At 75.7% G+C, this 25,825-nt stretch carries 20 protein-coding genes; 16 read left to right on the top strand and 4 right to left on the bottom strand.

The window, feature by feature from the left end; all coding sequences use genetic code 11:
* Nucleotides 1-59 precede the first annotated feature (59 nt).
* Together QC029_RS07365 and QC029_RS07360 are read right to left on the bottom strand one after the other, a co-directional pair.
* Entirely contained in the window at nt 60-278 is a 219-nt protein-coding gene (locus QC029_RS07365) for a heavy-metal-associated domain-containing protein (RefSeq protein WP_279554649.1), read from the bottom strand.
* Between the two features lie 120 nt (nt 279-398).
* Nucleotides 399-596: an AlpA family transcriptional regulator gene (locus QC029_RS07360; RefSeq protein ID WP_279554647.1), complete on the bottom strand. Its 198-nt coding sequence runs from the start codon at nt 594-596 to the stop codon at nt 399-401.
* A 254-nt stretch (nt 597-850) separates the two neighbouring features.
* Between QC029_RS07360 and iolC the strand changes: the two genes are divergently transcribed.
* From iolC to QC029_RS07335, 5 genes are all read left to right on the top strand, one after another.
* On the top strand, nt 851-1,879 hold the full coding sequence (iolC, locus tag QC029_RS07355; RefSeq protein WP_279554646.1) for a 5-dehydro-2-deoxygluconokinase: 1,029 nt from the start codon (nt 851-853) through the stop codon (nt 1,877-1,879).
* A gap of 42 nt (nt 1,880-1,921) precedes the next feature.
* Nucleotides 1,922-2,911, top strand: coding sequence for a 5-deoxy-glucuronate isomerase (iolB, locus tag QC029_RS07350; protein WP_279554645.1), 990 nt, complete (start codon nt 1,922-1,924; stop codon nt 2,909-2,911).
* A complete protein-coding gene (gene iolD, locus QC029_RS07345) occupies nt 2,908-4,788 on the top strand; it encodes a 3D-(3,5/4)-trihydroxycyclohexane-1,2-dione acylhydrolase (decyclizing) (protein ID WP_279554644.1) in 1,881 nt (626 codons plus the stop codon). Before iolB ends, iolD begins: the two co-directional genes overlap by 4 nt.
* 95 nt (nt 4,789-4,883) lie before the next feature.
* Nucleotides 4,884-5,672 carry a DUF4328 domain-containing protein gene (locus tag QC029_RS07340; protein WP_279554643.1) on the top strand — a complete coding sequence of 263 codons (789 nt, stop codon included), beginning with the start codon at nt 4,884-4,886 and terminating at the stop codon, nt 5,670-5,672.
* A gap of 115 nt (nt 5,673-5,787) precedes the next feature.
* Nucleotides 5,788-7,092 (top strand): cation:proton antiporter, encoded by a 1,305-nt coding sequence (locus tag QC029_RS07335; RefSeq protein WP_279554642.1) that lies wholly within the window; start codon nt 5,788-5,790, stop codon nt 7,090-7,092.
* On the opposite strand, the gene nhaA is transcribed toward QC029_RS07335, so the two are convergent.
* Nucleotides 7,076-8,428, bottom strand: a complete 1,353-nt coding sequence (gene nhaA, locus QC029_RS07330) for a Na+/H+ antiporter NhaA (protein ID WP_279554641.1) — start codon at nt 8,426-8,428, stop codon at nt 7,076-7,078. The genes QC029_RS07335 and nhaA overlap by 17 nt on opposite strands.
* A 390-nt stretch (nt 8,429-8,818) precedes the next feature.
* Between nhaA and QC029_RS07325 the strand changes: the two genes are divergently transcribed.
* The 5 genes from QC029_RS07325 to QC029_RS07305 all read left to right on the top strand — a co-directional run bounded on the left by QC029_RS07325 (nt 8,819) and on the right by QC029_RS07305 (nt 18,302).
* The gene (locus QC029_RS07325) at nt 8,819-9,925 is read left to right on the top strand and encodes a CdaR family transcriptional regulator (protein WP_279554640.1); all 1,107 of its coding nucleotides are present in this window, start codon (nt 8,819-8,821) and stop codon (nt 9,923-9,925) included.
* Nucleotides 9,926-10,074: 149 nt separating this feature from the next.
* The gene (locus QC029_RS07320; RefSeq protein WP_279554639.1) at nt 10,075-10,734 is read left to right on the top strand and encodes an OB-fold-containig protein; all 660 of its coding nucleotides are present in this window, start codon (nt 10,075-10,077) and stop codon (nt 10,732-10,734) included.
* Between the two features lie 64 nt (nt 10,735-10,798).
* Nucleotides 10,799-12,853 (top strand): flotillin family protein, encoded by a 2,055-nt coding sequence (locus tag QC029_RS07315; protein ID WP_279554638.1) that lies wholly within the window; start codon nt 10,799-10,801, stop codon nt 12,851-12,853.
* Between the two features lie 47 nt (nt 12,854-12,900).
* A complete protein-coding gene (locus tag QC029_RS07310) occupies nt 12,901-17,892 on the top strand; it encodes a DNA repair ATPase (protein WP_279554637.1) in 4,992 nt (1,663 codons plus the stop codon).
* Nucleotides 17,889-18,302, top strand: coding sequence for a helix-turn-helix domain-containing protein (locus QC029_RS07305; protein ID WP_279554636.1), 414 nt, complete (start codon nt 17,889-17,891; stop codon nt 18,300-18,302). The genes QC029_RS07310 and QC029_RS07305 overlap by 4 nt, the downstream gene beginning before the upstream one ends.
* Nucleotides 18,303-18,454: 152 nt before the next feature.
* Here QC029_RS07305 and QC029_RS07300 read toward each other — a convergent pair whose 3' ends face one another.
* A complete protein-coding gene (locus QC029_RS07300) occupies nt 18,455-19,555 on the bottom strand; it encodes a GGDEF domain-containing protein (RefSeq protein WP_279554635.1) in 1,101 nt (366 codons plus the stop codon).
* Between the two features lie 217 nt (nt 19,556-19,772).
* On the opposite strand from QC029_RS07300, the gene QC029_RS07295 reads away from it, so the two are divergent.
* The 6 genes from QC029_RS07295 to QC029_RS07270 all read left to right on the top strand — a co-directional run bounded on the left by QC029_RS07295 (nt 19,773) and on the right by QC029_RS07270 (nt 25,779).
* Nucleotides 19,773-20,270 carry an XRE family transcriptional regulator gene (locus QC029_RS07295; RefSeq protein WP_279554634.1) on the top strand — a complete coding sequence of 166 codons (498 nt, stop codon included), beginning with the start codon at nt 19,773-19,775 and terminating at the stop codon, nt 20,268-20,270.
* A gap of 4 nt (nt 20,271-20,274) precedes the next feature.
* The gene (locus tag QC029_RS07290; protein ID WP_279554633.1) at nt 20,275-20,835 is read left to right on the top strand and encodes a hypothetical protein; all 561 of its coding nucleotides are present in this window, start codon (nt 20,275-20,277) and stop codon (nt 20,833-20,835) included.
* A 7-nt stretch (nt 20,836-20,842) separates the two neighbouring features.
* Nucleotides 20,843-22,081, top strand: coding sequence for an MAB_1171c family putative transporter (locus QC029_RS07285; RefSeq protein ID WP_279554632.1), 1,239 nt, complete (start codon nt 20,843-20,845; stop codon nt 22,079-22,081).
* 33 nt (nt 22,082-22,114) lie between these two features.
* On the top strand, nt 22,115-23,533 hold the full coding sequence (locus tag QC029_RS07280; RefSeq protein WP_279554631.1) for an FAD-dependent oxidoreductase: 1,419 nt from the start codon (nt 22,115-22,117) through the stop codon (nt 23,531-23,533).
* A gap of 177 nt (nt 23,534-23,710) precedes the next feature.
* Complete coding sequence (locus QC029_RS07275) at nt 23,711-24,562, top strand: PhnD/SsuA/transferrin family substrate-binding protein (protein ID WP_279554630.1); 852 nt, start codon at nt 23,711-23,713, stop codon at nt 24,560-24,562.
* Nucleotides 24,559-25,779, top strand: a complete 1,221-nt coding sequence (locus QC029_RS07270) for a ferritin-like domain-containing protein (protein ID WP_279554629.1) — start codon at nt 24,559-24,561, stop codon at nt 25,777-25,779. The genes QC029_RS07275 and QC029_RS07270 overlap by 4 nt, the downstream gene beginning before the upstream one ends.
* Nucleotides 25,780-25,825 lie beyond the last annotated feature (46 nt).

Raw genomic sequence — 25,825 nt, 5'->3', positions numbered from 1 at the left:
TACCGGCGGCGCGGGCGCGCGGCGGTACGGTCCGGCGGGGGTGGGGTGACGGCGGGCGGTCAGGCCCGGCCGACGAGCTCGTAGCCCGCCTCGTCGACGGCGGCGCGTACGGCCTCGTCGTCCGGCTCGCGGGTGGAGGTGACGGTCACCAGGCCGGTCGGGGCGGCGGCCTTCACCTCGGTGACGCCGTCGATCGCGGAGATCTCCTCGCTGACCGCGCCCTCGCAGTGGCCGCAGGTCATGCCGGTGACCTTGTAGGTGGTGGTGACGGTGCTCATGGCTTCTACTCCCTCGGATGAGTCCGCGGAAACGCCCGGATGGTGGGGGTGCGCGTTCCGGCGATGACAACAGTATACCCCTAGGGGGTATTAACCAAATGGCTCGGCCCGTGGCGGTGCTCACGTCCGGCGGCGCCGGTTGCCGGGGCGGCGCATCACCCACTCCCGGATGGTGTCGGCGAGCCAGTACGGCCGGCCGCCCTCCACCAGATGGGGCGACGGGAGCAGGCCGTGTTTGCGGTACGAGCGCACGGTCTCGGGCTTGACCCGGATGTGCGCGGCGATCTCCCGATAGGACCAGAGCCGGTGATCGGTCATGGGACGGGCACCTCCGCGGGGGGTTGCTGGCGGTGTCGTGACCAGCCTGTGCGCGGAACGGCACGTTCGGTGACGGGGCGGGGGAATCCGTCGGCCCGTTGTGACGGCCGGATCGCACGGCTGTGACAGATGTGACGCGGGTGCTACGGAACCGGGCGGACGGAGCACCGCGGGAGGAGGGGCGGGACGCCGGGGGAGGGGGAAGACCCGGTGAGGAACGACACCGGATCCGCCGCTCCCCGAAGGGAACTCCCATGACCGAGCCGTTCGACGTCATCACGATGGGCCGGATCGGGGTGGACCTCTACCCCCTGCGGACCGGTGTCCCGCTCGCCGAGGTCGAGACCTTCGGCAGGTTCCTCGGCGGCTCCGCCACCAACGTCGCCGTCGCCGCCGCCCGGCTGGGCCGCGGGTCCGCCGTGATCACCCGCACCGGACGGGATCCCTTCGGGGACTACTGCCGCCGGGCCCTGCGCGAGTTCGGCGTCGACGACCGCTGGGTGACCCCCGTCGAGGCGTACCCTACGCCCGTCACCTTCTGCGAGATCTTCCCGCCCGACCACTTCCCGCTGTACTTCTACCGCCGGCCCAAGGCGCCCGATCTGGAGATCCGCCCCGACGAACTGGACCTGGACGCCGTGTCGGCCGCCCGGATCCTCTGGGTGACCGGCACCGGGCTGTGCCAGGAGCCCAGCCGCTCGGCCACGCTCGCCGCCCTGCGGGCCCGCGCCGCGAGCCCGGCCGCGGGCCGGGTGGCCACCGTCCTCGACCTCGACTGGCGCCCGGTGTTCTGGGAGGACGGGCCCGGGGCGGCCCGCGTCCACTACGCCGAGGCCCTGCGCCACGCCACCGTGGCCGTCGGCAACCTCGACGAGTGCGAGGTCGCCACGGGGGTGCGCGAACCGCGCGCCTGCGCGCGGGCGCTGCTGGACGCCGGCGTCGAACTGGCCGTCGTCAAGCGGGGGCCGGAGGGCGTCCTCGCCGTCCACCGCGACGGCACCGCCGTCGAGGTGCCCCCGCACCCGGTGGAGGTGGTCAACGGACTCGGGGCGGGGGACGCGTTCGGCGGCTCGCTGTGCCACGGGCTGCTCGCGGGCCGGGACCTCGCGCATACCGTGCGCCGCGCCAACGCCGCCGGAGCGCTCGTGGCCTCCCGGCTCGCCTGCTCCCCGGCGATGCCCACCGAGGCGGAGATCGAGGACCTCCTGCGCGCGCCGAGGCGCGCGCCGGGGTGGGACCCGTCGGCCGGCGGGACCGCGGACACTGCCGCGGGACCGCTGTGAGATCACCGTGAGACCGCCCCGGGACAGGGGGAGGAAGAGAGCATGGACACGCACACCACACACGGCGGCGGCACCGGCGGCGGGCGGACGGGGAACGGCTGCCACCTCCCGGCCGGCAGCGCCGCCTCGGGCCCGTACGACCTGGACATCGGCCCCGAGCGGGCCGGCTGGGACCACTCCTCGCTGCGGGTGCTCCGCCTGGAACCCGGCGGGACCCACGAGTTCGCCGCGGGCGCCGGCGAGTGGATCGTGCTGCCGCTGGCCGGCGGCTGCGCGGTGGAGGTCGAGGACGCCGGCGGCGGCACCCACGCCTTCGCACTGCACGGCCGGACGGGCGTGTTCGACGGCCTCACCGACTTCGCGTACGCGCCGCGCGACGCCCGGGTGCGGATCACCAGCGCCGCCGGCGGGCGCTTCGCCCTCGCCGGCGCCCGCTGCGAGCGCCGGCTGCCGGCCCGCTACGGACCCGCCTCCGGCGTCCCCGTCGAACTGCGCGGCAGCGGCGCCTGCTCGCGGCAGGTCAACAACTTCGCCGCCGCCGGCGTCTTCGAGGCCGACCGGCTGATCGCCGTCGAGGTGCTCACCCCGGGCGGCAACTGGTCCTCCCACCCGCCGCACAAGCACGACGAGCACCGCCCCGGCGAGGAGTCGGAGCTGGAGGAGATCTACTACTACGAGATCGCCCCGGCCGCCGGGGACCCCGCCGTCCCCGGCCTGGGCTACCAGCGGGTGACGCCCTCCGGCCGCGGGCGCGGCACCGACGTGCTCGCCGAGGTCCGCGACGGCGACGCCGTGCTGGTCCCCGACGGCTGGCACGGGCCGTCCGTCGCCGCCCCCGGCCACGACATGTACTACCTCAACGTGATGGCCGGCCCCGGCGAGGAGCGGGCCTGGCTCGTCCGCGACCATCCCGACCACGCCTGGATCCGCCGCGACTGGGAAGGGCGGCCGGTGGACCCCCGGCTCCCGCTCTACACCGCCCCGGCGGCGCCGGCCGCTCCCGCGGCGCGGGAAGAGGAGGACGGCCGATGACCTCCACCGTCCGGCTGACGGTCGCCCAGGCGCTGGTGCGCTTCCTCGCCGCCCAGCACACCGAGCGCGACGGCCGCCGCCGCAGGCTGGTCGCCGCCTGCTGGGGGATCTTCGGCCACGGCAACGTCGCGGGGATCGGGCAGGCGCTGCTGGAGCACGCCGGGGAGATGCCCTACCTCCAGGGCCGCAACGAGCAGGCGATGGTGCACGCCGCCGTCGGCTACGCCCGCCAGTGCGACCGGCTCGCCGTCCACGCCGTCACCACCTCCATCGGCCCCGGCGCCACCAACCTGGTCACCGGCGCCGCCCTGGCCACGGTCAACCGGCTGCCCGTCCTGCTGCTGCCCGGCGACGTCTTCGCCACCCGTCCCGCCGACCCCGTGCTCCAGCAGCTCGAAGTGCCGTACGCGGGCGACGTCTCGGTCAACGACGCGCTGCGGCCCGTCTCCCGCTACTTCGACCGGATCACCCGCCCCGAGGCGCTCATCCCCGCCGCCCTCCAGGCGATGCGGACCCTCACCGACCCCGCGGACACCGGCGCCGTCACCCTCGCCCTGCCGCAGGACGTGCAGGCCGAGGCGTACGACTGGCCCGCGGAGTTCCTCGCCGGGCGCGTGTGGCACGTGCGCCGCCCCGCGCCGGACCCCACCGCGCTCGCCGAGGCCGCCCGCGCCGTCCGTGCCGCCCGGCGCCCGCTGATCGTCGCCGGCGGCGGCGTCCACCACAGCGGGGCCGAGGAGGCGCTGCGCGAACTGGTGGACGCCACCGGCATCCCCGTGGCCTCCACCCAGGCGGGCAAGGGCTCGCTCCGGCACGACCACCCCTGCGACCTCGGGGGCATCGGCCACACCGGCACCGCCGCCGCCGACGACACCGCGCGCACCGCCGACCTCGTCATCGGCGTCGGCACCCGCTACACCGACTTCACCACCGCATCCGGCACCCTCTTCGCCGAGCCCTCGGTGCGCTTCGTCAACCTCAACGTCGCGCCCTCCGACTCCCACCGGATGGGCGCCCTCCCCCTCGTCGCCGACGCCCGCGCCGGACTCGAGGCCCTGGCCGCCGCGGTGCGCGGCCACCGTGTCGACGCGGACCACGAGGCCGCGTACCGCGCCCGCAAGGAGGCCTGGGAGCGGACCGTCGACGCCGCGTACGCCGCGCCGGACGAGGGCGCGCGGCCCACCCAGACCCAGGTGCTCGGCGCGCTGGACGCGGTGGTCGGCGACGAGGACGTGGTGATCAACGCCGCCGGCTCCCTCCCCGGCGACCTGCACCGGCTGTGGCGGACCCGTTCCCGGCGCCAGTACCACCTGGAGTACGGCTACTCCTGCATGGGCTACGAGATCCCGGCCGCCATCGGCGTGAAGCTCGCCGACCCCGGCCGCCCGGTGTGGGCGCTGGTCGGCGACGGCACCTACCTGATGATGCCGACCGAGATCGTCACCGCCGTCCAGGAGGGCGTCGGGATCAAGCTGGTGCTGGTCCAGAACCACGGCTACGCCTCCATCGGCGGTCTGTCCGAGGAGACCGGCGCCGAACGCTTCGGCACCGCCTACCGCCACCGGGCGGCCGACGGGACCTACACCGGCGACCCGCTCCCGGTGGACCTCGCCGCCAACGCCGCCTCCCTCGGCATGGACGTCGTCCGCGCGGACACCGTCGCCGCCCTGCGCACCGCCCTGGCCGCCGCCCGCGCCTGCGACCGGCCCGTCTGCGTGTACGTCGAGACCGACACGGCGCCCGGCGGGGCGGGGACCGCACCCGCCGCGCAGGCGTGGTGGGACGTGCCCGTCGCCGAGACCGCCACCCGGCCCGCCGCGATCGAGGCCCGCGCCCGGTACGAGCGCCGCGCGGCCGGCCGCCGCCGCCACCTGTGACCCGGGGGACGGCCCCGCCGGGAAACCCGGTGGGGCCGTCCCCCGGAACGGGGACGGGGTGCGCCGGACGATCACCGACGGGGAGGGGCGGCGGCATGGCCTGCACGGAGTGCGAGGACGGACCGGAGGGGAGAGCCGGGTACGGGGCGGGCGGACGGGAGCGCTGCCCGGCGTGCGGCGACGCGTCCCCGGCGCCCCCGGAGTCCCCGGCGCACCCGCTCGCCGACGGAAAGTCCCACCGGACCGCGGCGGCCGTCGCCATGGCGCTGCTCGGGGTGTGCGCCGCGGCGGACCTGTTCTCCCTCTACGCCGGCTCGCGCCTGGTCGAGCTCATCGACGCCGACGCGTTCTCGTGGACCGGCGAACCGGAACGGGCGGAGTGGCTGTACCGCATGAGCGGTGTGGTCCGGGTCGCCGCGATGGTGGCGGCCGCCGTCGCGTTCGTGGTGTGGTTCCGCCGCTCCCGGACCAACGCCGGGTCCTTCGGCGCCGGGAGCCGGCGGATGGACCCCGGCTGGGCGATCGGCGGCCGGCTGGTACCGGTGGTCGACCTCTGGTTCCCCAAGAGGATCGCCAACGACATCCGGGACGCCGGCCCGCCGCCGGGCGCGGAACGGGCGGCCGGGGTCGAGGGGCCCCGGGGCCCGCTCAACGGCTGGTGGGCCCTGTGGATCCTCACGACGGTCCTCGGGCGGGTGGCGTCCACCGCGCACCGGGACGCCGAGACGCTCACGGAGATCCAGGACGCGGTCACCTTCCACCTCGTCGCCGACGGCGTGAACATCGCCGCCGCCGTGCTGGCCGTCCTGGTCGTCCGCGGGATCACCGCCGTGCAGCACGCCCTCCGGGAGCACCGCGCGGCCCTCGCCGCGGCACCGCTCTGACACGCCCGCCCCGCCTCCGTGCCCGGGCCGTGGCCGGGCACGGGGGTAGGGTGCCCGCCTGTCCGGAACCGGCGGACGGCCGGTGACCAGCGCCTGCGATCTGGGGAGCGTTCACGTGGTACTCGTCATGGTGTTCGGGGTCGCACTGCTCATAGCGGTGCTGCTGTCCGGGCTGGCCGCCCGATCCGTCCTCTCCACCTCACTGCTGTTCCTGGTGGGCGGCGCACTGGTCAGCGACGGCTTCCTGGGGCTGATCCACATCACCCCGGACAGCGACATCGTGGCGGTCACCGCCGACCTGGCCCTCTTCGCCGTGCTGTTCACCGACGGCATGCACGTCTCCTTCCCCGCGCTGCGCCGGGCCTGGCGCAACCCGGTCCGCGCGCTCGGGCTGGGCATGCCGCTGGCCTTCCTCGGCGTCGCGCTGCTGACGCACTTCCTGGTCGGCCTGGACTGGACGACGTCCTTCCTGGTCGGCGCGGTGCTGGCGCCCACCGACCCGGTGTTCGCGTCGGCCATCGTGGGCCGCAAGGAGGTGCCCGCGAAGCTGCGGCAGCTGCTCAACATCGAGAGCGGCGTCAACGACGGCCTCGCGCTGCCCTTCGTCCTGGTCCTCATCGCCGCCGCCGCGCCGTCCGGGCACGCCGAGGACGCCGACTTCGGCACGATCGCCACCGAGCTGGTCCTCGGACTGATCTTCGGCATCGTCCTCCCGCTGCTGGTGAACTGGCTCGTCCGCTTCCGTCTGCTGGGCGCCGAGCCCCGGCTCCAGCCGCTGCTGCCGCTGGCCGTCGGCGTGACCCTGTACGCCGCCTGCCACCTCACCCACGCCAACCCCTACCTCGCCGCGTTCTCGGCGGGCGCGGTGATCGTCGCCGTCGCCCCGGAGGCCAAGGAGGCGTTCGAGCCGCTGGGGGAGTCCCTGGCGGAGCTGGCGAAGTTCGCCGCGCTGCTGGTCTTCGGCGCGCTGCTCACGCCGCAGCTCTTCGGCGACCTGTCCGCCGGCGGCTACGCGGTGGCGGTCCTGGCCATCGTGCTGATCCGCCCGGCCTCGCTGCTGCTGTCCCTGGTGGGCACCGACTTCGACCGCAAGGAGAAGCTCACCGCGGCCTGGTTCGGCCCCAAGGGCTTCGCCTCGGTGGTCTACGGGCTGCTGGTGCTCCAGTCCGGCATCCCGCGCGCCGAGGAGGCGTTCACGCTGATCGCCGTCACCATCGCCTTCTCGATCGTCGCCCACAGCAGCACGGACGTGCCCATCGCGCGGGTCTTCGACGTCGAGGAGCTGGCGGGCATCCCGGACGACGGAAAGGGGCCGCGCCCGCCGGTGGGCGGGCGCGGACGGGACGGCGGACGGGACGGCGGAGGAGACGGGGGCAGCGGTACGGGGTCCGGCCGGGACGCCGTCAGCCCTCGCGGTTGATCCGCCCGGCGGCCTCGCCGCCGCTCGTGCCCCGCGGCCGCTCGTAGACGTCCGGGATGCCGTCGTGGTCCTCGTCCCGGTTCTCCTCCTCCCACAGCCGCTTGTACCGGCCGTCGCGGACCTTGAGGAAGATCGCGGCGGCCAGCGCGGCGGCCAGCGAGCCGATCAGGACCGCCGCCTTGACCTGCTCGGCGACCTCGGCGTCGGCGAAGGCCAGCTCGCCCACCAGCAGCGAGACGGTGAAGCCGATGCCGGAGAGCAGCGCGACGCCCACCACGTCCGCCCACTCCAGGTCCTCGCTGAGCTGGGCCCGGGTGAAGCGGGCGGCCAGGTACGTACCGCCGAAGACCCCCAGGAGCTTGCCCGCGAACAGGCCGAGCATCACGCCCAGCGCCTCCGGCTGGCGGAAGGTGTCGCCCAGCGCGTCGCCGGAGACGCTGACGCCCGCCGCGAAGAGCGCGAACACCGGCACCGCGAAGCCGGCCGACAGCGGCCGCACCAGGTGCTCGATCCGCTCGGCGGGGGACTCCTTCTCGGTGGGCCAGCCCGCGCTGCCCTTGGCCGGGATCACCCGCAGCAGCATGCCCATCGCCACACCGGCGATGGTGGCGTGCACGCCGCTGGCGTGCATCAGCGCCCAGATGACGATGCCCAGCGGCACGTACACGTACCAGCCGCGCACCCGCAGCTTGTGGTGGAGGAACCAGAACACCACCAGCCCGGCCAGCGCCCCGGCCAGGGCGGGCAGGTTCAGGGAGGAGGTGTAGAAGACGGCGATGACCAGGATCGCGCCGAGGTCGTCGACGATGGCGAGGGTGAGCAGGAAGGCCCGGATGCCCGACGGCAGGTTGGTGCCGATCACGGCGAGCACACCGAGGGCGAAGGCGATGTCGGTGGCCATGGGGATGGCCCAGCCGTCCATCTGCCCGCCGCCCGCGGCGTTGACCGCGACGTAGAACAGGGCGGGCACCACCATGCCGCACACCGCGGCGACCACCGGCAGCGCGGCGGCGGCCGGGCGCCGCAGCTCACCGAGGAGCAGTTCGCGTTTCAGCTCGATGCCGGCGACGAAGAAGAAGATCGTCAGGAGGCCGTCCGACGCCCAGTGCCCCACCGACAGGTCGAGGTGGAGGGACGGGATGCCGAAGTGGAAGTCGCGGACGGTCTCGTACAGGTTCCCCCAGGGAGAGTTCGCCCACACCAGCGCCACCACCGCGGCGGCGAGCAGCAGCATTCCGCCGACCGTCTCGGTGCGCAGGGCCTCCAGCAGGAAGCGGCGCTCCTGGAACGACGGGAGGCCGAAGAGGGAGGTGCGCTCTTTGGGGGCGTTGGACATGGAGTGACCTCCGGGGTCGGTTTCCGGGTACGGCGAAGGACGTCGCCGACCAGACTTCCCGGCACACCACTCGTGATCTTGATTGTCATACCACCGTACCCACATCCGGCCGTTTCGACGCAAGAGCGGATCCGTGCGGGGCTGTGCGAGTACTGTCCGGTAATTCCCCGGCGCGCCCGGCCCTTGTCGGTGAATGCCCAGACCGTCCCGGTCCTACCGGTGACGACCATCACACCGCCACCGCGCCGTGCTCCCCGTCCCGCGACGCGCCCCGCCATCTCCGTCGCCGCCGCCCGGCCCCTCCCCCTACGCTGTCTACGCTGTGCCGGTGACCTGGGCCGGACGGCCCGGAGGGCGGCCGGTACGCGGCTGGAGGGGAGCTGTACACCGATGAGGCGCGGCGGGATTCCCGACTCCTTCCTCGGCGACTACGCGGAGCTGCTCGCCGAGGTGTCCCGGACGGGGCGGCTGCCGCGCCGCACCGAGCTGGACGCCTTCCGCGAGGCGGGGGAGCGCGCCGCCGAGCAGGGCTACGGCCTGCGCGAACTGGTCGGCCTCTACCTCGCCGCGACCCGCCGCCTGTGGGGCGCCCTGCCCGGCATCGCCCGTTCGGCCACCGCCGCGGAGCGGGCCCGCACCGGGGACGGCCTGCTGGCCGCCGTGGAGGCCACGGTCGCCGCGCTCGGCGAGGGGCACGAGCGGGCCCAGCGGCTGGCGGTGCGGCAGGAGGAGGCCGAGCGCCGGGAGTTCGTGGACGACCTGCTCTACGGCCGCAGCGACCTGGGCCGGCTCGCCGAGCGCGCCCAGCGCTTCGGCCTGCGGCTGGCCCGCGCGCACGCGGTCGCGGTGGCCTCGGGCACCGAGAAGTACGACGACGTGCACCCCACCGTGCGCCGCATCGAGCGCGAGCTGGTGGGCCGCTTCGGCGAGCGCGACGTGCTGCTCGCCACCAAGGACGGGCGGCTGGTGTGCATCGCCGCCAGCGCCGAGAGGTCCGTCCTGGAGGCCTTCGCCAGGCTCGCCGAGAACCCCGGACCGGGCTACCCCGCCGCCGGGCGCGTGGCGCTCGGCCGGTCCCACAGCGGCCCCAGCGGCGTGGTGCGCTCCTACGAGGAGGCGCTCGGGGCCCTGGACCTGGCCGACCGGCTCGGCCTGGAGGGCGCCCGGTTCAACGCCTCGGAGATGCTGGTCTTCCCCGTGCTGCTGCGCGACCGCGCCGCGATGGCCGACCTGGTGCGCACCGTGCTGGGGCCGCTCACCCAGGCCCGCGGCGGGGCCGCGCCGCTGCTGGAGACCCTCTCGGTGTGCTCGGCGGCGGGCTACGTGAACGCGGAGGCCGCCCGCCGGCTGGGCGTGAGCGTGCGGACCCTGTCGTACCGCCTGGCGCGCATCCGGGACCTGACCGGCTACGACCCGGGTGACGGCCTCCAGCGCTACACCCTGGAGACCGCCGCGATGGGCGCCCGGCTGCTGGGCTGGCCGGAGAAGCCGCTGTAGGTCCCCGCGCTCCGTGCCGGACGCGCCGATGGTTCCCTCCGGTTGCCGGACGTAAGCACGGCATAAAGATTGCCGGATCCTGGCAATGTACGGTCCGGCAGCGGAGTGTCAGCATATGGCCACGCCGCGACCGGTACGGGGGTGGAACGATGAGCGAGTTCGTGCGTACGGCCATGGGCTTCCCCGCCAATCTGTTCGGATTCGGACTGGTGGTGGTGCTCCTCTACTGGTTGACGGTGCTGGTGGGAGCGGTCGGCGTCGATGCCCTCGACGGGGGTGAGGACACCGGCGCCGACCCGGCCGGCACCGGCCCCGCGGGGGCGCTCGCGGCGGCCGGGCTCGGCGGGGCACCCGTCTCCGTCACCCTGTCGCTCCTCATCTCGATTTCCTGGTTCGCATCACTGAGCGGTGCGGTGCTGGTCGAGGGAGCGGGCGGGGGCGGCCTGGCCCGCCTGCTGGTCCTCCCCGCCGCGCTGCTCGCCGCCTGGACGCTGACGCGGCTGCTGGTCCGCCTGTCGGCCCGGCTGGCGCCGCGCGAGACGGGCACCAGTCACCGCGATCTCGTCGGCCGGGTGTGCGTCATCCGCACCGGGCACGTCAGCCACCGCTTCGGGCAGGCCGAGATCACCGCCGACGACGGCTCGGCCGTGCTGGTCCAGGTCCGCGCCCGGGGCGAGGACGCCGCCGGCCTGGGAGCCGGAAGCACCGCCCTGGTCTTCGACCACGATCCCGACGGCGGCTTCTTCCACGTCATGCCCTGCGATCCCGTGCTGGACCCCCGCCCGGACGGCGGCCGGCCGCCGCGCTGAGCGCGCCCACCGCGCGCCCGCCCACACGACCTCAAGCCCACAACCCCACAAGGAACCCATCGCCATGGACGTCATCTCCACGGGCCTCGGCGTGCTCGTCGCCGTGCTCCTGCTCATGGGAGCAGCCCTCCTGATCGTGGTCAGCCGCCTGTTCCGCAAGGTCGAACAGGGCAAGGCGCTGATCGTCTCCAAGATGCGCAAGGTCGACGTGACCTTCACCGGCACCGTCGTCCTGCCCGTGCTGCACCGGGCCGAGGTCATGGACATCTCGGTGAAGACCATCGAGATCGGCCGCACCGGCCGCGAGGGCCTGATCTGCCGGGACAACATCCGCGCCGACATCCGCATCTCGTTCTTCGTCCGCGTCAACAAGACCGTCGAGGACGTCATCAAGGTCGCCCAGGCCATCGGCACCGAGCGCGCCAGCGACCGGGGCACGCTCCAGGAGCTGTTCAACGCCAAGTTCTCCGAGGCGCTCAAGACCGTCGGCAAGCAGCTCGACTTCGCCGACCTCTACACCAAGCGCGACGAGTTCCGCGACCGGATCATCGCCGTCATCGGCACCGACCTCAACGGCTACAGCCTGGAGGACGCGGCGATCGACTACCTGGAGCAGACCCCGCTCGCCCAGCTCGACGGCGACAACATCCTCGACGCCCAGGGCATCCGGAAGATCACCGAGCTGACGGCCGCCGAGCACATCCGCACCAACGAGTTCCAGCGCAACGAGGAGAAGGAGATCACCCGGCAGAACGTCGACGCCCGGGAGGCCGTCCTCGAACTCGAGCGCCGCCAGGCCGACGCCGAGATCCGCCAGCAGCGCGAGATCGAGACCGTACGCGCCCGCGAGGAGGCCGAGACCGCCCGCGTCCAGGCCGAGGAGCGGCTGCGCGCCCACACCGCGCACATCCGCACCGAGGAGGCCCTCGGCATCCAGAACGAGAACCGCGAGCGCGAGATCGCCGTCGCCAAGCTCAACCGCGACCGGGTCGTGGCCATCGAGAACGAGCGCATCGAGAAGGACCGCCTGCTGGAGGTCATCGCCCGCGAGCGCGAGACCCAGCTGCGCCGGATCGCCGCCGACAAGGAGGTCGAGGCCGAGAAGCGGGACATCGCCGACGTGGTCCGCGAGCGGATCGCGGTGGAGAAGACCGTCGCGCAGCAGGAGGAGGAGATCAAGAAGCTGCGCACCGTGGAGGAGGCCGAGCGCGAGCGCCAGGCCCTGATCATCGCCGCCGAGGCCCAGGCCCAGGAGCGGCTGGTGAAGGACATCAAGGCGGCCGAGGCCGCCGAGCAGGCCGCCGGGCACCGGGCCGCCGAGGAGCTGACGATGGCCGAGGCGCGCCGCAAGGCCGCCGAACTCGACGCGGCGGCCGCCGTCCGCCTCGCCGAGGGCAGGAGGGCCGAGGCCGCCGCGGCCGGACTCGCCGAGGCCGAGGTCAAGGAGCGCATGGCCGACGCCATCGCCAAGACCCGCCACGCCGAGGCCGTCGCCGAGCGCGAGATCGCCCTGGCCCAGGCCGACGGGCTGCGCGAGAAGCTCAAGGCCGAGGCCGAGGGGCTCACCGAGAAGGCCGGCGCCATGGCCCGCCTGGACGAGGCGAGCCGGGAGCACGAGGAGTACCGCCTGCGGCTGGAGGCGGAGAAGGAGATCCGCGTCGCGGGCATCGACGTCCAGCGGCAGATCGCCGAGGCCCAGGCCACCCTGATCGCCACCGGCCTGGAGAACGCCAACATCGACATCGTCGGCGGGGACTCCGTCTTCCTCGACCGGCTCATCGGCTCCATCGCCGCCGGCAGGAGCGTCGACGCCTTCGTCGACCGCAGCCAGACCGTCCAGGCCATGGCGGGCCCCTGGCTCGACAAGGAGGCCTCGACGTTCACCGGCGACCTCACCGCCGTGGCCGCCGGGCTCGGCGCCGGCGGACTGCGCGACCTGACCCTGGCCGGCCTGCTGACGAAGCTGGCCGCCGCCGGCGGCCCCACCGCGCCGGAGCTGTCGGCCCTGCTGGACGCGGTGCGCGGCTCGGGCGTCGCGGACCTGCCGCTGTCGGCCCTGGCGGGCGGCGGGGCGGGCCGCGCCCCCGCCGCCGCGAACGGCGCCCCTGCGGGCCGCTGACCCGCACACCACCGAAGGACCTTGAGCAAGCGAGGAGTTGAGGGCACGTGGCGACCGAGGTACGCGACACGCGGAGCACGCGGCCGGACGCGGGAACCCACGAGGTGCTGCGGGACCGGATGGCCGCCGCCGCGGCGGACCTCGCGGCCCGGGCCCGGGCCCTCAACGCCCGCCGCGTCGAGGCCTTCGGCGGCGCCGGGCTGGAACTGGCGGGCACCGCGCGGCTGGCCACCGGGCGGCCCCGGGTGCCGTGCGACGCCGTGGCCGTCGGCGGGGCGCTGCTGCTGGGGGCCAACCCGCCCGCCGGGCACGGGCGTCCCGAGGAGGTCGGCGACGTGCTCACCCTCCACCGCCTCCACCACCCCGACGGCGGCGGCCCGCCGGCCTTCGAGCCCGCCGCCCCGGGCGCCGTCCCCGGCCTGCTGGACGACCCGCGCCTCCACCGCGACCTGGAGGAGCTGTACCGCTACTACCGCCACGCCCGGCTGCTGCGGCTGCGCCGCACCGGACCGCTGCTGCTGGCCGTCTTCTCCACCGGGGAGCGGGCCTCCGACATCCGCGTCCTGCGCTGGCGCGTCGGGGACGACGGCGCCGTCGCGTACCTCGACGCCAAGGGCGAGCGCGACCACCACGGCCGGACCGCCCGCTCCGCCTCCGACGTGGTGTGGACGCCGGCCGGCCGCGAGGACCACGTCACCGGACGCCATCCGCACGTCGCCGTCGACGGCGGGACGCTGTACGTCTCGACCGTCGGCGGGGCCCTCACGGTCAAGACCGGGAACGACACCGAGACCGCCGAGGGCGTCTACGGCGAGCCCGTCGACGACCCCCTCCAGTCGCTGGCCGACGCCGAGATCGCCCACGCCCGCGTGGGCCCGCTCGTCCTGCTGCGCGTCCTGCCGTACAACGAGGCCGCCCACCGCCACCTGGTCTTCAACACCCGCACCGGCGAGACGCTGCGGCTGGACGGCATCGGGCGCGGCTGCCGCCGCCTCCCCGACGACCAGGGCGTCGTCTTCCCCGGCGGCTGCTACCTCGCCGACGCCCCGGCCGGGGCCGCCGCCCGCACCTTCGAGGCCGACACCGAGGGGATGGAGTTCGAGGCGGCGGTGCGCTCGCCCAACGGCGAGGACGTGCTGTACGTCTTCCACGCCCCCGCCCGGGGCCGCACCCTGCTGCTGCCGTACAACCTCATCCGCAAGGAGGCCGCCGCCCCGATCCCCGCCCTGGGCCACGCCCTCTTCGACGACGGCACCCTGGCCGTGCTGAGGGAGACCCCCGCGGGGGAGGAGGCCCTGGTCGCGGGGGAGACCGCGCACCCCGTCCAGGTGTGGCGCACCCCGTACCTCTCCGACGCCCGCGCCGCCGCGCGCCCCGCGGGGGACGGGCCGCTCGCCCGCGTCGGCAACGCCGAACTGGTGCGCGGCATCTCCGACTGCCTCTCCGTCGTGCGGCTGGCCGAAGGGGTGACCGGACGGACGGGCGGGGGAGCCGCCGGGAGCGAGCCGCCCACGGCGGCCGCCCTGGAGGCGGTCGCCGCCGCCTGCGCCCGGACCGCCGACCGCCACCACTGGCTGGACGCCCCCGGCCTGGCGCGGGAGCTGGAAGGGCTCGGCGGGCCGCTGCGGACGCTGCGCGAGGCCGCCGGGCAGGCCGTCGCGGAGTACGCGCGGGTGGCCGAGCTGCGCGAGCGGGCCGCCGCCGCCGTGGAGGAGGCGGCCGTGCGGACCACCGCGCTGGTGCGCCGGTCCCGCGGCGAGGCGCCCGGCGACGCGTCCGGCTGGGTCGCCCTCCTCGCCGAACTGCGCCGCGCCCGGGGCTCGGTGGAGACCCTGCGCGAACTGCGCCACGCCGACCCCGCGCGGATCGACGGGCTCGGCGCGGAGCTGGACGGGGCGCTGGCCGCCACCGGCCGCCGCGCGGCGGCCGAGCTCTCCCGCTCCGGCGCCTTCGGCGGCGTCATCGCGGACCTGGCCGAGCTGGCCGACCGCGCCGCCGCTGCCGCCACGTCGGCCGAGGCCGACGCGCTGGGCGGGCGGATCGCCGGGCACGCCGACGGACTCGGCGCCGTCACCGAGGTGATCGGTTCCCTGGAGGTCGCCGACGCCACCGTGCGCACCGCCCTGCTGGAGCGGATCGGCGAGGCCACGGCCGCCGCCAACCGCGCCCGCGCCGTACTGGAGGGGAGGCGCCGGGAGCTGCTGGAGGCCGAGGGCCGGGCGGAGTTCGCCGCCGAGACCGCCCTGCTGGGGCAGGCGGTCACCGGCGCGCTGGCCGCCGCCTCCACCCCCGAGGAGTGCGACGAGCAGCTCGGCCGGCTGCTGGTGCGCCTGGAGGACCTGGAGTCCCGCTTCGGCGCCCACGAGGACTTCCTCGTCCGCCTGGCCGAGCGGCGCGAGGAGATCGGCGAGACCTTCGCCGCCCGCCGCCAGGCCCAGCTCGACGAGCGCGCCCGGCGCGCCGAGCGCCTGGCGGTGTCCGCCGCGCGCGCCCTGGAGGCCGTCACCCGCCGCTGCGCGGCCCTCGCCTCCGCCGAGGAGGTGGCCGCCCACTTCGCCGCCGATCCGCTGGTCGCCCGGATCCGCGCCACCGCCGGGGAGCTGCGGAGCCTGGGCGACACCGCGCGCGCCGAGGAGCTGACCGGCCGGCTGGCCGCCGCCCGGCAGGAGGCGGACCGCGCCCTGCGCGACCGCGCGGACCTCCGCGCCGGCCCCGGCGGGGCCGGGAGCACCCTGCGGCTCGGCCGCCACCGCTTCGCCGTCAACACCCGGCCGCTGGAGGTGACGCTGGTCCCGCACGGCGACGGGACGGCCTTCGCGGTGTCCGGCACCGGCTACCGCGCCGCCGTGCGCGACCCGGACTTCGCGGCCACCCGCGAGTTCTGGGACCAGCCGCTGGTCTCGGAGTCCCCGCAGGTCTACCGCGCCGAGCACCTGGCCGCCGCCGTCCTGGCCGGCCTGCCCGAGGGACACGGCGGCGGCGCCGAGGACCTGCTGCCCGCGGTCCGCCGGGCGGCCGAGGCCGCCTACGACGAGGGGTACGACCGGGGCGTCCACGACCACGACGCCGCCGCGATCCTCGCCGCGGTGCTGCGGTTGCGCGCCGCGGCCGGGCTGCTGCGCTTCACCCCCGAAGTGCGGGCCGCGGCGCAGCTCTTCTGGGCGTACGGCACGGACGAGGCGGCCCGCGCCGCCTGGACGGTGCGCGCCCGGTCCCTGGTCCGGGCCCGCGCCGTCCTCGGCGCGGGCGGGGCGCTGGACCCCCTCGCGGACGAACTGGGCCGGGCCGCCGCCGGGTTCCTGGCCGGGGCCGGACTGCCGGCGCCGCCGCGACCGGTGGCCGTGGGCGAGTACCTGGCGGAGGAACTGGCCGCCGGCGGCGGCCGGTTCGTCGTCGGTCCCGCCGCCCGCGCCCTGCTGGACGGCTTCCACGACGCGCTGGGCGGCCCGGAGTCGGTCCCGGCCAAGGAGTTCGCCGAGGACCTGCGGGTGCTCGGGGGCGGACCGGCGGCGGGCCCCGGGAGCCTCGCCGCCCGCCACCAGCTCGCGGCGGCCTGGCTCGGCTCGTACGCCGGATCCGCGGGGTCCGCCGGGTCCGCCGGCCAGGATCCCGACCTGCCCGAGGCCGTCGCCGTCGCCCTGTGCGGCGAGGCGCTGGAGTACCGGGACGTCGACGCCCCGCTGACCACCACCGTGACCGGGCTGCTGGGCACCCACCCGCGGATCACCGGCGGCGCCCTGCCGCTGCGCCTGGACGAGTTCCTCGCCCGCACCGGGGAGTTCCGCGCCGTCCGCGTCCCGGCCCACCGCGCCTACACCCGCCGCCGCGCCCGGCTGCTGGACGCCGAGCGGGAGCGGCTGCGGCTGGACGCGTACACGCCGCGCGTGCTGCCCGCGTTCGTCCGCAACCGCCTCATCGACGAGGTGTACCTGCCGCTGATCGGCGACAACCTCGCCAAGCAGCTCGGCACGGCCGGGGAGGACCGGCGCACCGACAGCCAGGGCCTGCTCCTGCTGCTCTCCCCGCCCGGCTACGGCAAGACGACGCTGATGGAGTACGTCGCCGCCCGCCTGGGCCTGGCGTTCGTCCGCGTCGACGGCCCGGCGCTCGGCCACCGCACGACCTCCCTGGACCCGGCCGCCGCGCCGGACGCCACCGCGCGGCGCGAGGTCGAGAAGATCAATTTCGCGCTGGAGGCGGGAAGCGACGTCCTGCTCCACCTCGACGACGTCCAGCACACCTCGCCCGAACTGCTCCAGCGCTTCATCCCGCTGTGCGACGCCCAGCGCCGCCTCGACGGCGTGCGGTTCTCCGACGGCCGGCCGGCCACGTACGACCTGCGCGGCAAGCGGTTCGCGGTGTGCATGACGGGCAACCCCTTCACCGAGTCCGGCGACCGCTTCCGCGTCCCGGACATGCTGGCCAACCGGGCGGACGTGTGGAACCTGGGCGACGTGCTGAGCGGCCGGGAGGAGCTGTTCGCGCTCAGCCACGTCGAGAACGCCCTCACCGCCAACCCGGTGCTGGCGCCCCTGGCCTCGCGCGAGCGCGCCGACACCGAACTGCTGGTGCGGCTGGCCGGCGGCGAGCCCGGCGCCGACCCCGGCCTCGCCGACCGCCTGGTCCACCCGTACGCGCCGGCCGAGCTGGAGCAGGTGCTGGGCGTGCTGCGCGGGCTGCTGCGGGTGCGGCGCACGGTGCTGGCGGTCAACGCCGCCTACATCGCCTCCGCCTCCGCGGACGAGGCCGCCCGCACCGAACCGCCGTTCCGCCTCCAGGGGTCCTACCGCGACACGGCGAAGCTGGCCGGACGCCTCGCGCCGGTGATGACCGACGAGGAGGTCGAGGCGCTGATCGACGACCACTACACGGCCGAGGCCCGCACCCTGGCGGCGGACGCGGAGGCGAACCTGCTGAAACTCGCCCGGCTGCGCGGCCGCATGACGGACGGACAGGCGCGGCGGTGGCGGGAGATCAAGGAGGCGTTCCGGGCCCGGACGGCCCGCGCCGCCGGTGCGGGTGCGGGGGAGGCGCGGTGACGGGCCGGACCCGCCGCGGGCCCGCCCGCGACCGGCGGGCCGCCGCGCCGTGCGTCCGTGGGAAGGCGGCCGAGGCGAACGCGGCGAACGCTGCGGACGCGGCGGACGCCGCGGACAGGGCCCGGGAGAAGGTCCGGATGTCCGGCGACCTGGGCCGCGCCGTGTACGGCCGCCGCAGGGCGCTGGGCATCTCCCAGGCCGAGCTGGCCCGCCGCGCGGACATGACCCAGCCGCAGGTCTCCAGGCTGGAGCTGGGCGGCGCCATGCCGACCCTCGCCGTCCTCGCCCGGCTGGCCCGGGGCCTGGAGGCGACCTTCGCCCTCACCTTCGACGGCGGGGAGCCGCGGGTGGTGTTCGAGCCCCTGCCGCGCCCCGCCGGGGCCTCCGCCGCACCACACAGTGGCATATGACGATCGCGGAGAGTGGCGCGAAGGGCGGGACGGACGCGGGGAACCGCCCCTAGAGTGCTGATATGACCGATGAGGGGGAGGGGCCGACGGCGGTACTCCGCCGGCAGCCGGACCCGTACGGCCCGGCGCGCGGCCCCGAGCGCGGCCCGCGCCTACGCGCAGGGCGCCGAGGTGGCGTCCCCCAGCGTCTCCAGTGCCCCGCGCAGCGCGCGGATGCTGGTCAGCCGGCGGTCGGCGCCCGGCGGCACGATCCAGTGCAGGCCCGGCGGGCGGGTGCAGGCGGCGTCGGGCACGACGACGTAGGAGCCGCGGCCGAGGACCCGGGCGCCGGGCAGTTCCCAGCGCTCGGCGGCCCTGGGCGGGATCAGGAAGTACATCCGCGACCTTCCCTCGCCCTCCTCCGGCGCGCCCGGTTCGCCCGCCTCCCCGCGCAGGTCGGCGATGACCGGGCCGGGCGGTCGGTCGCCGTGCCGCAGCAGCGCGTCGAGGACCCGCAGCCCCGTCCGCCCCGGCATCCGCACCGCGTCCCACCAGGTGCCCGCGGGCACGGCGCGGTGCGTCCCGCCGTACGGCAGCCAACTGGGCCGGGCGGCGTACGTGGTCCCGTGGACGGGACGCCGGACGAGGTGGGGCACCGGACGCGGGCCGGGCTCGGCGGGGGCGCCGGCCAGCCGTATCCGGCCGCCTCCCTCGCGCTTGACCTCCCGCAGCGCCACGTCGGAGTCCAGCAGCAGGTCGGACAGCCCGCCCGACCCGGAGCCCGCCGGGTCCCAGACGGCGACGCCGAGCGAGACGGTCTGCCCGGTGATGGTCACGGTGGTGCCGCGGCTGACCCGGGCCGGCACGGACATCTCCCGCACCCCCCGCTGGACGAGCCGGGCGGCGGCCAGCGCCTCCTCGGCCCCGGCGCCGGGCAGCAGCGCCAGGAACTCGTCGCCCGCGTGGCCCCCGTAGCGTCCGCAGACCGCGCCCTCGAGGCGGCGCAGCACGTCCGCCGCGGCGCGCAGCACGGCGTCCCCGGCGAGGTGGCCGTAGGTGTCGTTGACGCTCTTGAAGCGGTCGAGGTCGCCCAGCAGCAGCGCGAGCGGCCTGCGCTGCCGGCGGGCGGAGGCGAGGGCCTGGGAGGCCCTGATCTCCCAGGCCCCTCTCACCAGCAGGCCGGTGAGGTCATCGGTCAGGGGGTGATGTCCGCCTCCCGGACAGCACGAGGGGGACGGCGCGTGCTCCTCGGTCATCCTCGGCGCAGTACTCATCGATCCCCTTCTCCCCCGGTCGGTCGTTCCGGTGCGCGGGCGGTGGTGAACCTGCGGTTGAACAGTTCGCCTTTCAACTCAACTGGTAGTTGAGTGGATGCGATGAGTGAGTCTAGGCTTCCGAATGACCGAACTGTCAACTCCCACTCAGAGGACAGGAGTTATGATGCGGTGACGGCTCCTGGTCGGTTCAGGTGTGGTGGTGGAGGTGGATGCGGTGTCCGATCCCCGCGGGCGTCGGACGCTGGCCGAGAAACTCGACCGGCTCTTCGACACGATCCGCCCGGAGGGGCCCAAGGGCCGCCGGTACACCAACGAGGAGGTCGCCACCGCCGTCAAGCGGGCGGAACCCGGCATCCGGGTGGGCGGCGCCTATCTGTCGGCCCTGCGCAAGGGCACCAAGAAGAACCCCTCCACCGAGCTGCTGACGGCCCTGGCCCGCTTCTTCGGCGTACCGGCCTCCTACTTCCTGGACGAGCACACCGCGGCCCGGACCGACGCGGAGATAGAGCTTGCCAAGGTCGCCCACAACCTGGGCGTCAGGCGGCTCGCCCTGCGCGCCCTGGAGCTGTCGCCCGAGGGGCTCGCCGCCGTGACGAGGATCGTCGAGAGCGTCCTGGAGAGCGACCCCGGGACCCGTGCGCGGCCGGCCGGCCCGCCGCCCTCCGGAGCCCCCGCGGAGCCGCCGCCGGACGGCCGGCCGGGGGAGCGCTGATGCGATGGACATGAAGGCCATGCGCCGCAGCTGCGCGGCACTGGTCCGCGACCTGGACCTGCCCGTCCCCGCCGAGCCGGACCAGGTCATCTCCGCGCTGTGCGACCGGATGCGGCAGCGGCTGGGGAAGGACGTCCACCACCGCCTCGTCCCCTTCCCGCCCGACACGGTCAGCGGCCTGTGGGTGGCCACCGACTCCGCGCACTACATCCTCTGCGAGGAGCGCACCAGCCCCTGGCACCAACTGCTCATCACCTGCCACGAGTTCTGGCACATGGAGGTGGAGCACGAGGCCACCGAGGCCGGCGACGACGCCCTCGGCCCGCTCCTGCCCTCCCTCGACGCGAGCACCGTCGCGCGCATCGTCGCCCGGCGCAGCCACTGCGACGCCGTCGCCGAGCAGGAGGCCGACTTCTTCGCCTCCATGCTGATGGCCAAGGTCAGCCGCTGGCTGCCCGAACGCACCTGGGAGGTCCCCGACTCGGCCGCCGCCGTCGTCCACCGGCTGGAGGCCGCGCTGGGCAACGGGACCGAGAGCCGCCGCCCCGGCGCCGGGGAGCGGTGAAGCGCCGGTGAACGACCTGAGCGCGGTCCAGCTGCTCTGCTCCGCGGTCGGCTGGGTGGCGTTCGCCGTCAAGCTGCGCGACCTGCGGCGCGCGCCCCGCAACCCCATGCGCCGGGCGGTCTGCGCCACCCTCTTCCTCGCCTCCGCCTGCGTCTTCTGCGGCGCGCCCGCCGTCATCGAGGCCGTCAACCGCCTCACGGGCGTGCCCAACTTCTCCGCCCCGCTGGTGTACTGCCTGCTCGTGGCCCTCGGCGCCTCCTGCCACGTGCTGATGGCGTACTGGCGCCTGTCGGCCGAGGAGGCGCGGCCCGTCGCGCGCCGCTGGACGCTGGCCTACGCGGCGGTGGTCGTCACCCTGATCGCGCTCTTCGTGGTGGGGGACGCCTCGGTCGAGAAGCCGGTGAACTTCGACACCCACTACGCCACCACCCCCTACATCGCCCAGTTCGTCCTGCTCTACCTGGTGGCGCTGAACGTGGCGATGGTGTCGCTGATGCGGATGTGCTGGGGCTGGGCGAAGGTCGCCGGGCGCCCCTGGCTGCGGCGCGGACTGCGGCTGATCGTGCTCGGCGCGCTCGGCGCGTTCGGTTTCGGCGTCGCCAAGCTGACCGCCGTGGCCGCCCGGTGGACCGGCACCGACTGGGACGGCCTGGACTCCGTGCTCGCGCCCGCGCTGGCCATGGTCGGCCTGGTGGTGAGCGCCGTCGGCTACGCGCTGCCCGCCCTGGGCGACCACCTGTCGGTGCTGCGCGGCCGGATCGGGCGCTACCGCGCCTACCGGGCCCTGTACCCGCTGTGGGACGCGCTGCGGAGGGCCACCCCCGCCATCGTGCCCCCGGCCCGCGTCCCCTGGTGGGACTTCGAGCTGCGGCTGACGCGACGGCTCGCGGAGATCAACGACGGCCGGCTCGCGCTGCGTTCGCACTGCGACCCCGAGGTGGCCCGGACCGCACTGCGGCTGGGGCGCGAGGCCGGGCTCACCGGCGCCGAACTGCACGCGGCCGTCGACGCGGCCCGGCTGAAGGCGGCCGTGGCGGCCAAGGCGGAGAACGTCAGGTTCCCCCAGGAGGACCCCGGGGAGGAGAGCGCCGCCGGTGACGGAGGCGCCCGCGGGGGCACCGACGCCATCGGGGAACTGGCCTGGCTGGTCGGCGTCTCCCGGGCCTTCGCCGCCTCGCCGGTCGTGGCCGCCGCGGTCGACCGGACCGGCAGGCCCGCCGGGACCGCCCGGTCCGCGAGAGGATGAGGCCCCCACCCCGGGGCGGAGCAAGGAGGATCGGTGCGCCCGACGACACATGCCGTGGTGCTCGGTGGAGGACTGGCCGGAACGCTGGCCGCCGCGGCACTCGCCCGCCACGTCGACGAGGTCACGGTCGTCGAACGTGACGTCATGCCGGACGGCCCGGAGCCCCGCCGGGGCGTACCGCAGGCCCGCCACTCCCATCTGCTGTGGTGCGGCGGCGCCCGCGCCATCGAGGCGCTGCTGCCGGGGACGACCGAGGCGCTGCTGGCGGCCGGGGCGCACCGCGTCGGCCTGCCCAGCGGACTCGTCCTGCTGACCGCGCACGGCTGGATGCCGCGGTGGCCCGAGACCCACTTCATGATCTCCTCCAGCCGCGACCTGCTGGACTCCACGGTGCGGCGGCAGGTCCTCGGGCGGCCGGGAGTGACCCTGCGGCAGGGCGTGCGCGCCGTCGGTCCGGTCGGCACCGCCGAGCGGATCACGGGGGTGAGGGTCCGGGACGAGAGGTCTGGAGAAACCTTTGTGCTGGAGGCCGACTTCGTCGTCGACGCCACCGGACGCGCCTCCCGGGCGGACCGGTGGCTGGCCGGCCTCGGCCTGCCGGCGGTGCGCGAGGAGACCGTCGACTCCGGACTCGCCTACGCCACCCGGGTCTTCCGCGCGCCGCCCGCGGCCGGGAAGGACTTCCCCGTGATCACCCTCCAGGCCGACCCCCGCGACGGGCAGCCCGGCCGGGGAGCGGCGCTGCTGCCCATCGAGGGCGACCGCTGGCTGGTGACGCTCTCCGGCACCCGCGGCGGCGAACCGCCCACCGACGAGGAGCGCTTCCACGCGTTCGCCCGCGGCCTGCGCAGCCCCGTCGTCGCCGAGCTGATCGAGGACGCCGAGCCCCTCACCCCGGTCCACGGCTCCCACGGCACCGCCAACCGCCGCCGCTACTTCGAGCGCCTCGACCCCTGGCCCGACGGCTTCGCCGTCCTCGGGGACGCGGTGGCCGCGTACAACCCCGTCTACGGCCAGGGCATGTCGGTGCTGGCCCACGGCGCGGTCCTCCTCGACCGGATCCTCGGCCGGCACGGCCTGCGGCCGGGGACGGCCCGGCGCGTCCAGCGGGCGGTGGCGGGGCCGGTGGACGGCGCCTGGCAGACGGCCGTCGGCCAGGACGTCCAGTTCCCGGACGTGGCCGGGCCGAGCCCCTCGGCCGTGGACCGGCTGCTGCTGCGCTACCTGGACCGGCTGGTGAGGACGGCCACCTCCCGCCCCGCGGCGGCCGAGGCGTTCCTCGAGGCGATCACCCTCTCCGGGCCGATGACCCGGCTGGTCGGCCCGAAGGCCCTGCTGACCACCCTGCTCGGCCCCCGCCGCCCGGCCCCCGCCGCCCCGACGCTCACGGCCGACGAGCGCTCCCGGGCCCGCGGGGCGGGCGCGACACCGGAGGTGCCGGACACCGTTTGACGCTGTCTGACACCTTTTGGCACCGTTTGGCGCTGTCTGGTGCCGCCCGACACCGCCCGACGCCGTTCGGCACCGTCCGACGCCTCCTCACGCGCCCCGACACCGGACATGGTTGCCCGAATCGTCCCGTACTCCTACGCTCTGGGACGAATCGTCGCCGTGTGAGGAGAGCCGACCTTGACGCTGCTGATGGGCGCCGTGGCCTACGACCCGAAGACCGTCACCATCTGGACCGGCTTCCGCGCCTGGCTGCGCGCCCAGGGCCTGCCCTTCGACTACGTCCTCTACTCCCACTACGAACGCCAGGTCGAGGACCTGCTCGCCGGACGCCTCCACGCCGCCTGGAACTCGCCGCTGGCCTGGGTGCGCGCCGACCGGCTGGCGAGGGCGGAGGGCCGGGAGGTCCGCGCGCTGGTGATGCGCGACACCGACCGGGACCTCACCTCCGTCGTCCTCACCCGGCAGGACTCCCCGGTCGCCTCGCCCGCCGACCTCAAGGAGCGCACGGTGGCCGTCGGCGCGGTCGACTCCCCCCAGGCCACCCTGCTGCCGCTGGAGACGCTGCGCCGGGCGGGCCTGCGCCCCGGCGAGGACTTCCGCGTCCGCCGGTTCGACGTCGGCACCGGCCTCCACGGCGACCACGTCGGCGGGGAGCGGGAGGCGGTGCGCGCCCTGCTCGCGGGCGAGGCGGAAGCCGCCTGCGTCCTGGACGCCAACCACCTGCTCTTCGGACGGGAGGGGACGCTGCCGCCGGGCGGCACGCGGGTGCTGGCGCAGTCGGAGCCGTACGACCACTGCACCATGACGGTCGCGGACGGCGCTCCCGCCGACCTGGCCGAGGAGTTCGGCCGGCTGCTGCTGTCCATGTCCTACGCCGACCCCGAGGTGCGCCCGCTGCTGGACCTCGAGGGGCTCACCGCCTGGCGGCCCGGCCGCACCACCGGATACGCCCTGCTGGAGGCCGCCGTCGACGGGGCGGGCTTCTACGACGCCGCCGGCCGGATCACCGCCGCGGACTACCTGCCGTGACCGGGCCCGGCCGCGCGCGCCTCCACCTGGGACGGCTGGGCTTCGAGCGGGGCGCGCACCTGCTGGTGCAGCGCGCGCTGCGCGACCTGCGCCCCGGCCAGGAGCTGGACGTGACCGGGGACGACCCCGCGCTGCCCGTCCACCTCCGCGCCTGGAGCCGCGCGCACGGCCACGAGGTGCGGACGCCGGAGGCCGGCGAGCGTCTCGGCCGGGCGCCCGTACGCGTCCGGATCGTCCGCGGCCGGGCCGACCTCGACCGCTGGTCGGACGCCGAGCGGGCGGGACGGCCCGGCCCGGACGGCGTCGCCGCGCGCCCCTCGCCCGCCTGGGGCCTGGCGGCGCGCGGCGCGCTGGTCGAGAGCGGCGGCCCCGCCGGGCCCTTCGACCTGGCGGACCGCGACCACGTCTGGGCGGACGTCGCCCCCCACCTCTACGCCCGCGCGGCGGCTGCGCAGTGGGACCCGGCCCGCGCCGTCGACTGGGACGCGCCCTTCACCCTCCCCGACGAGGTCGAGCGGGCCGTCGTCCAGGTGATGACGTACCTGGTGGAGAACGAGCAGGCCGCCCTGGTCGTCCCCGCCCGGCTGCTGGCGCGCGTCCATCCGCACTTCCGGGAGGTCGTCCAGCTCCTGGCCGTCCAGGCCGCCGACGAGGCCCGGCACATGGAGGTCTTCACCCGCCGGGCCCTGCTGCGGGGCGGGGAGATGGGCACCTCGTCGGCCGGGGGCCGGGAGTCCCTGCACACCCTGCTGACCGAACCGGACTTCTCCCTGGCGTCCTTCCTGCTCTCCGTCCTCGGCGAGGGCAGCTTCCTGAGCCTGCTGGAGTTCCTGGAGCGCCACGCCCCGGACCCGGTCACCCGCCGCGTCACCGCCCTGGCCCGCCGCGACGAGGCCCGGCACGTCGCCTTCGGCGTCGCCCACCTCCACCACCGCGGCACCGTCGACCCGACCCTGCGCACCCGCCTGCGCGCCGCCGTGGAGCGCCGCCACGACGCCCTGGCGGACACCTCCGGCCTCAACCAGGACGTCTTCGACTCCCTGGTGGTCCTCGCCGCCGGCGAGTGGACCCCGGAGGCGATCGCCCGCGGCCACGACGCGGTCCTGCGCCTCCAGGCCGAGATGGACGAGGGGCGGCAGCGCCGCCTGGTCCACCTGGGCTTCCCCGCCGACGAGGCGGCCGAACTCTCCGCGCTCCACACCCGGAACCTCATGTGACGGCTGCGGCCCGGCCGGGGCGGGCCGCGGACGGACGCGCACCCGG

The organism is Streptomyces sp. DH37 (genome assembly GCF_029813835.1).
In the GTDB taxonomy this organism is placed as follows: Bacteria; Actinomycetota; Actinomycetes; order Streptomycetales; family Streptomycetaceae; genus Streptomyces.
The sequence above is the reverse complement of the archived record's forward strand: the minus strand, read 5'-3'. Positions and strand labels throughout refer to the sequence as shown.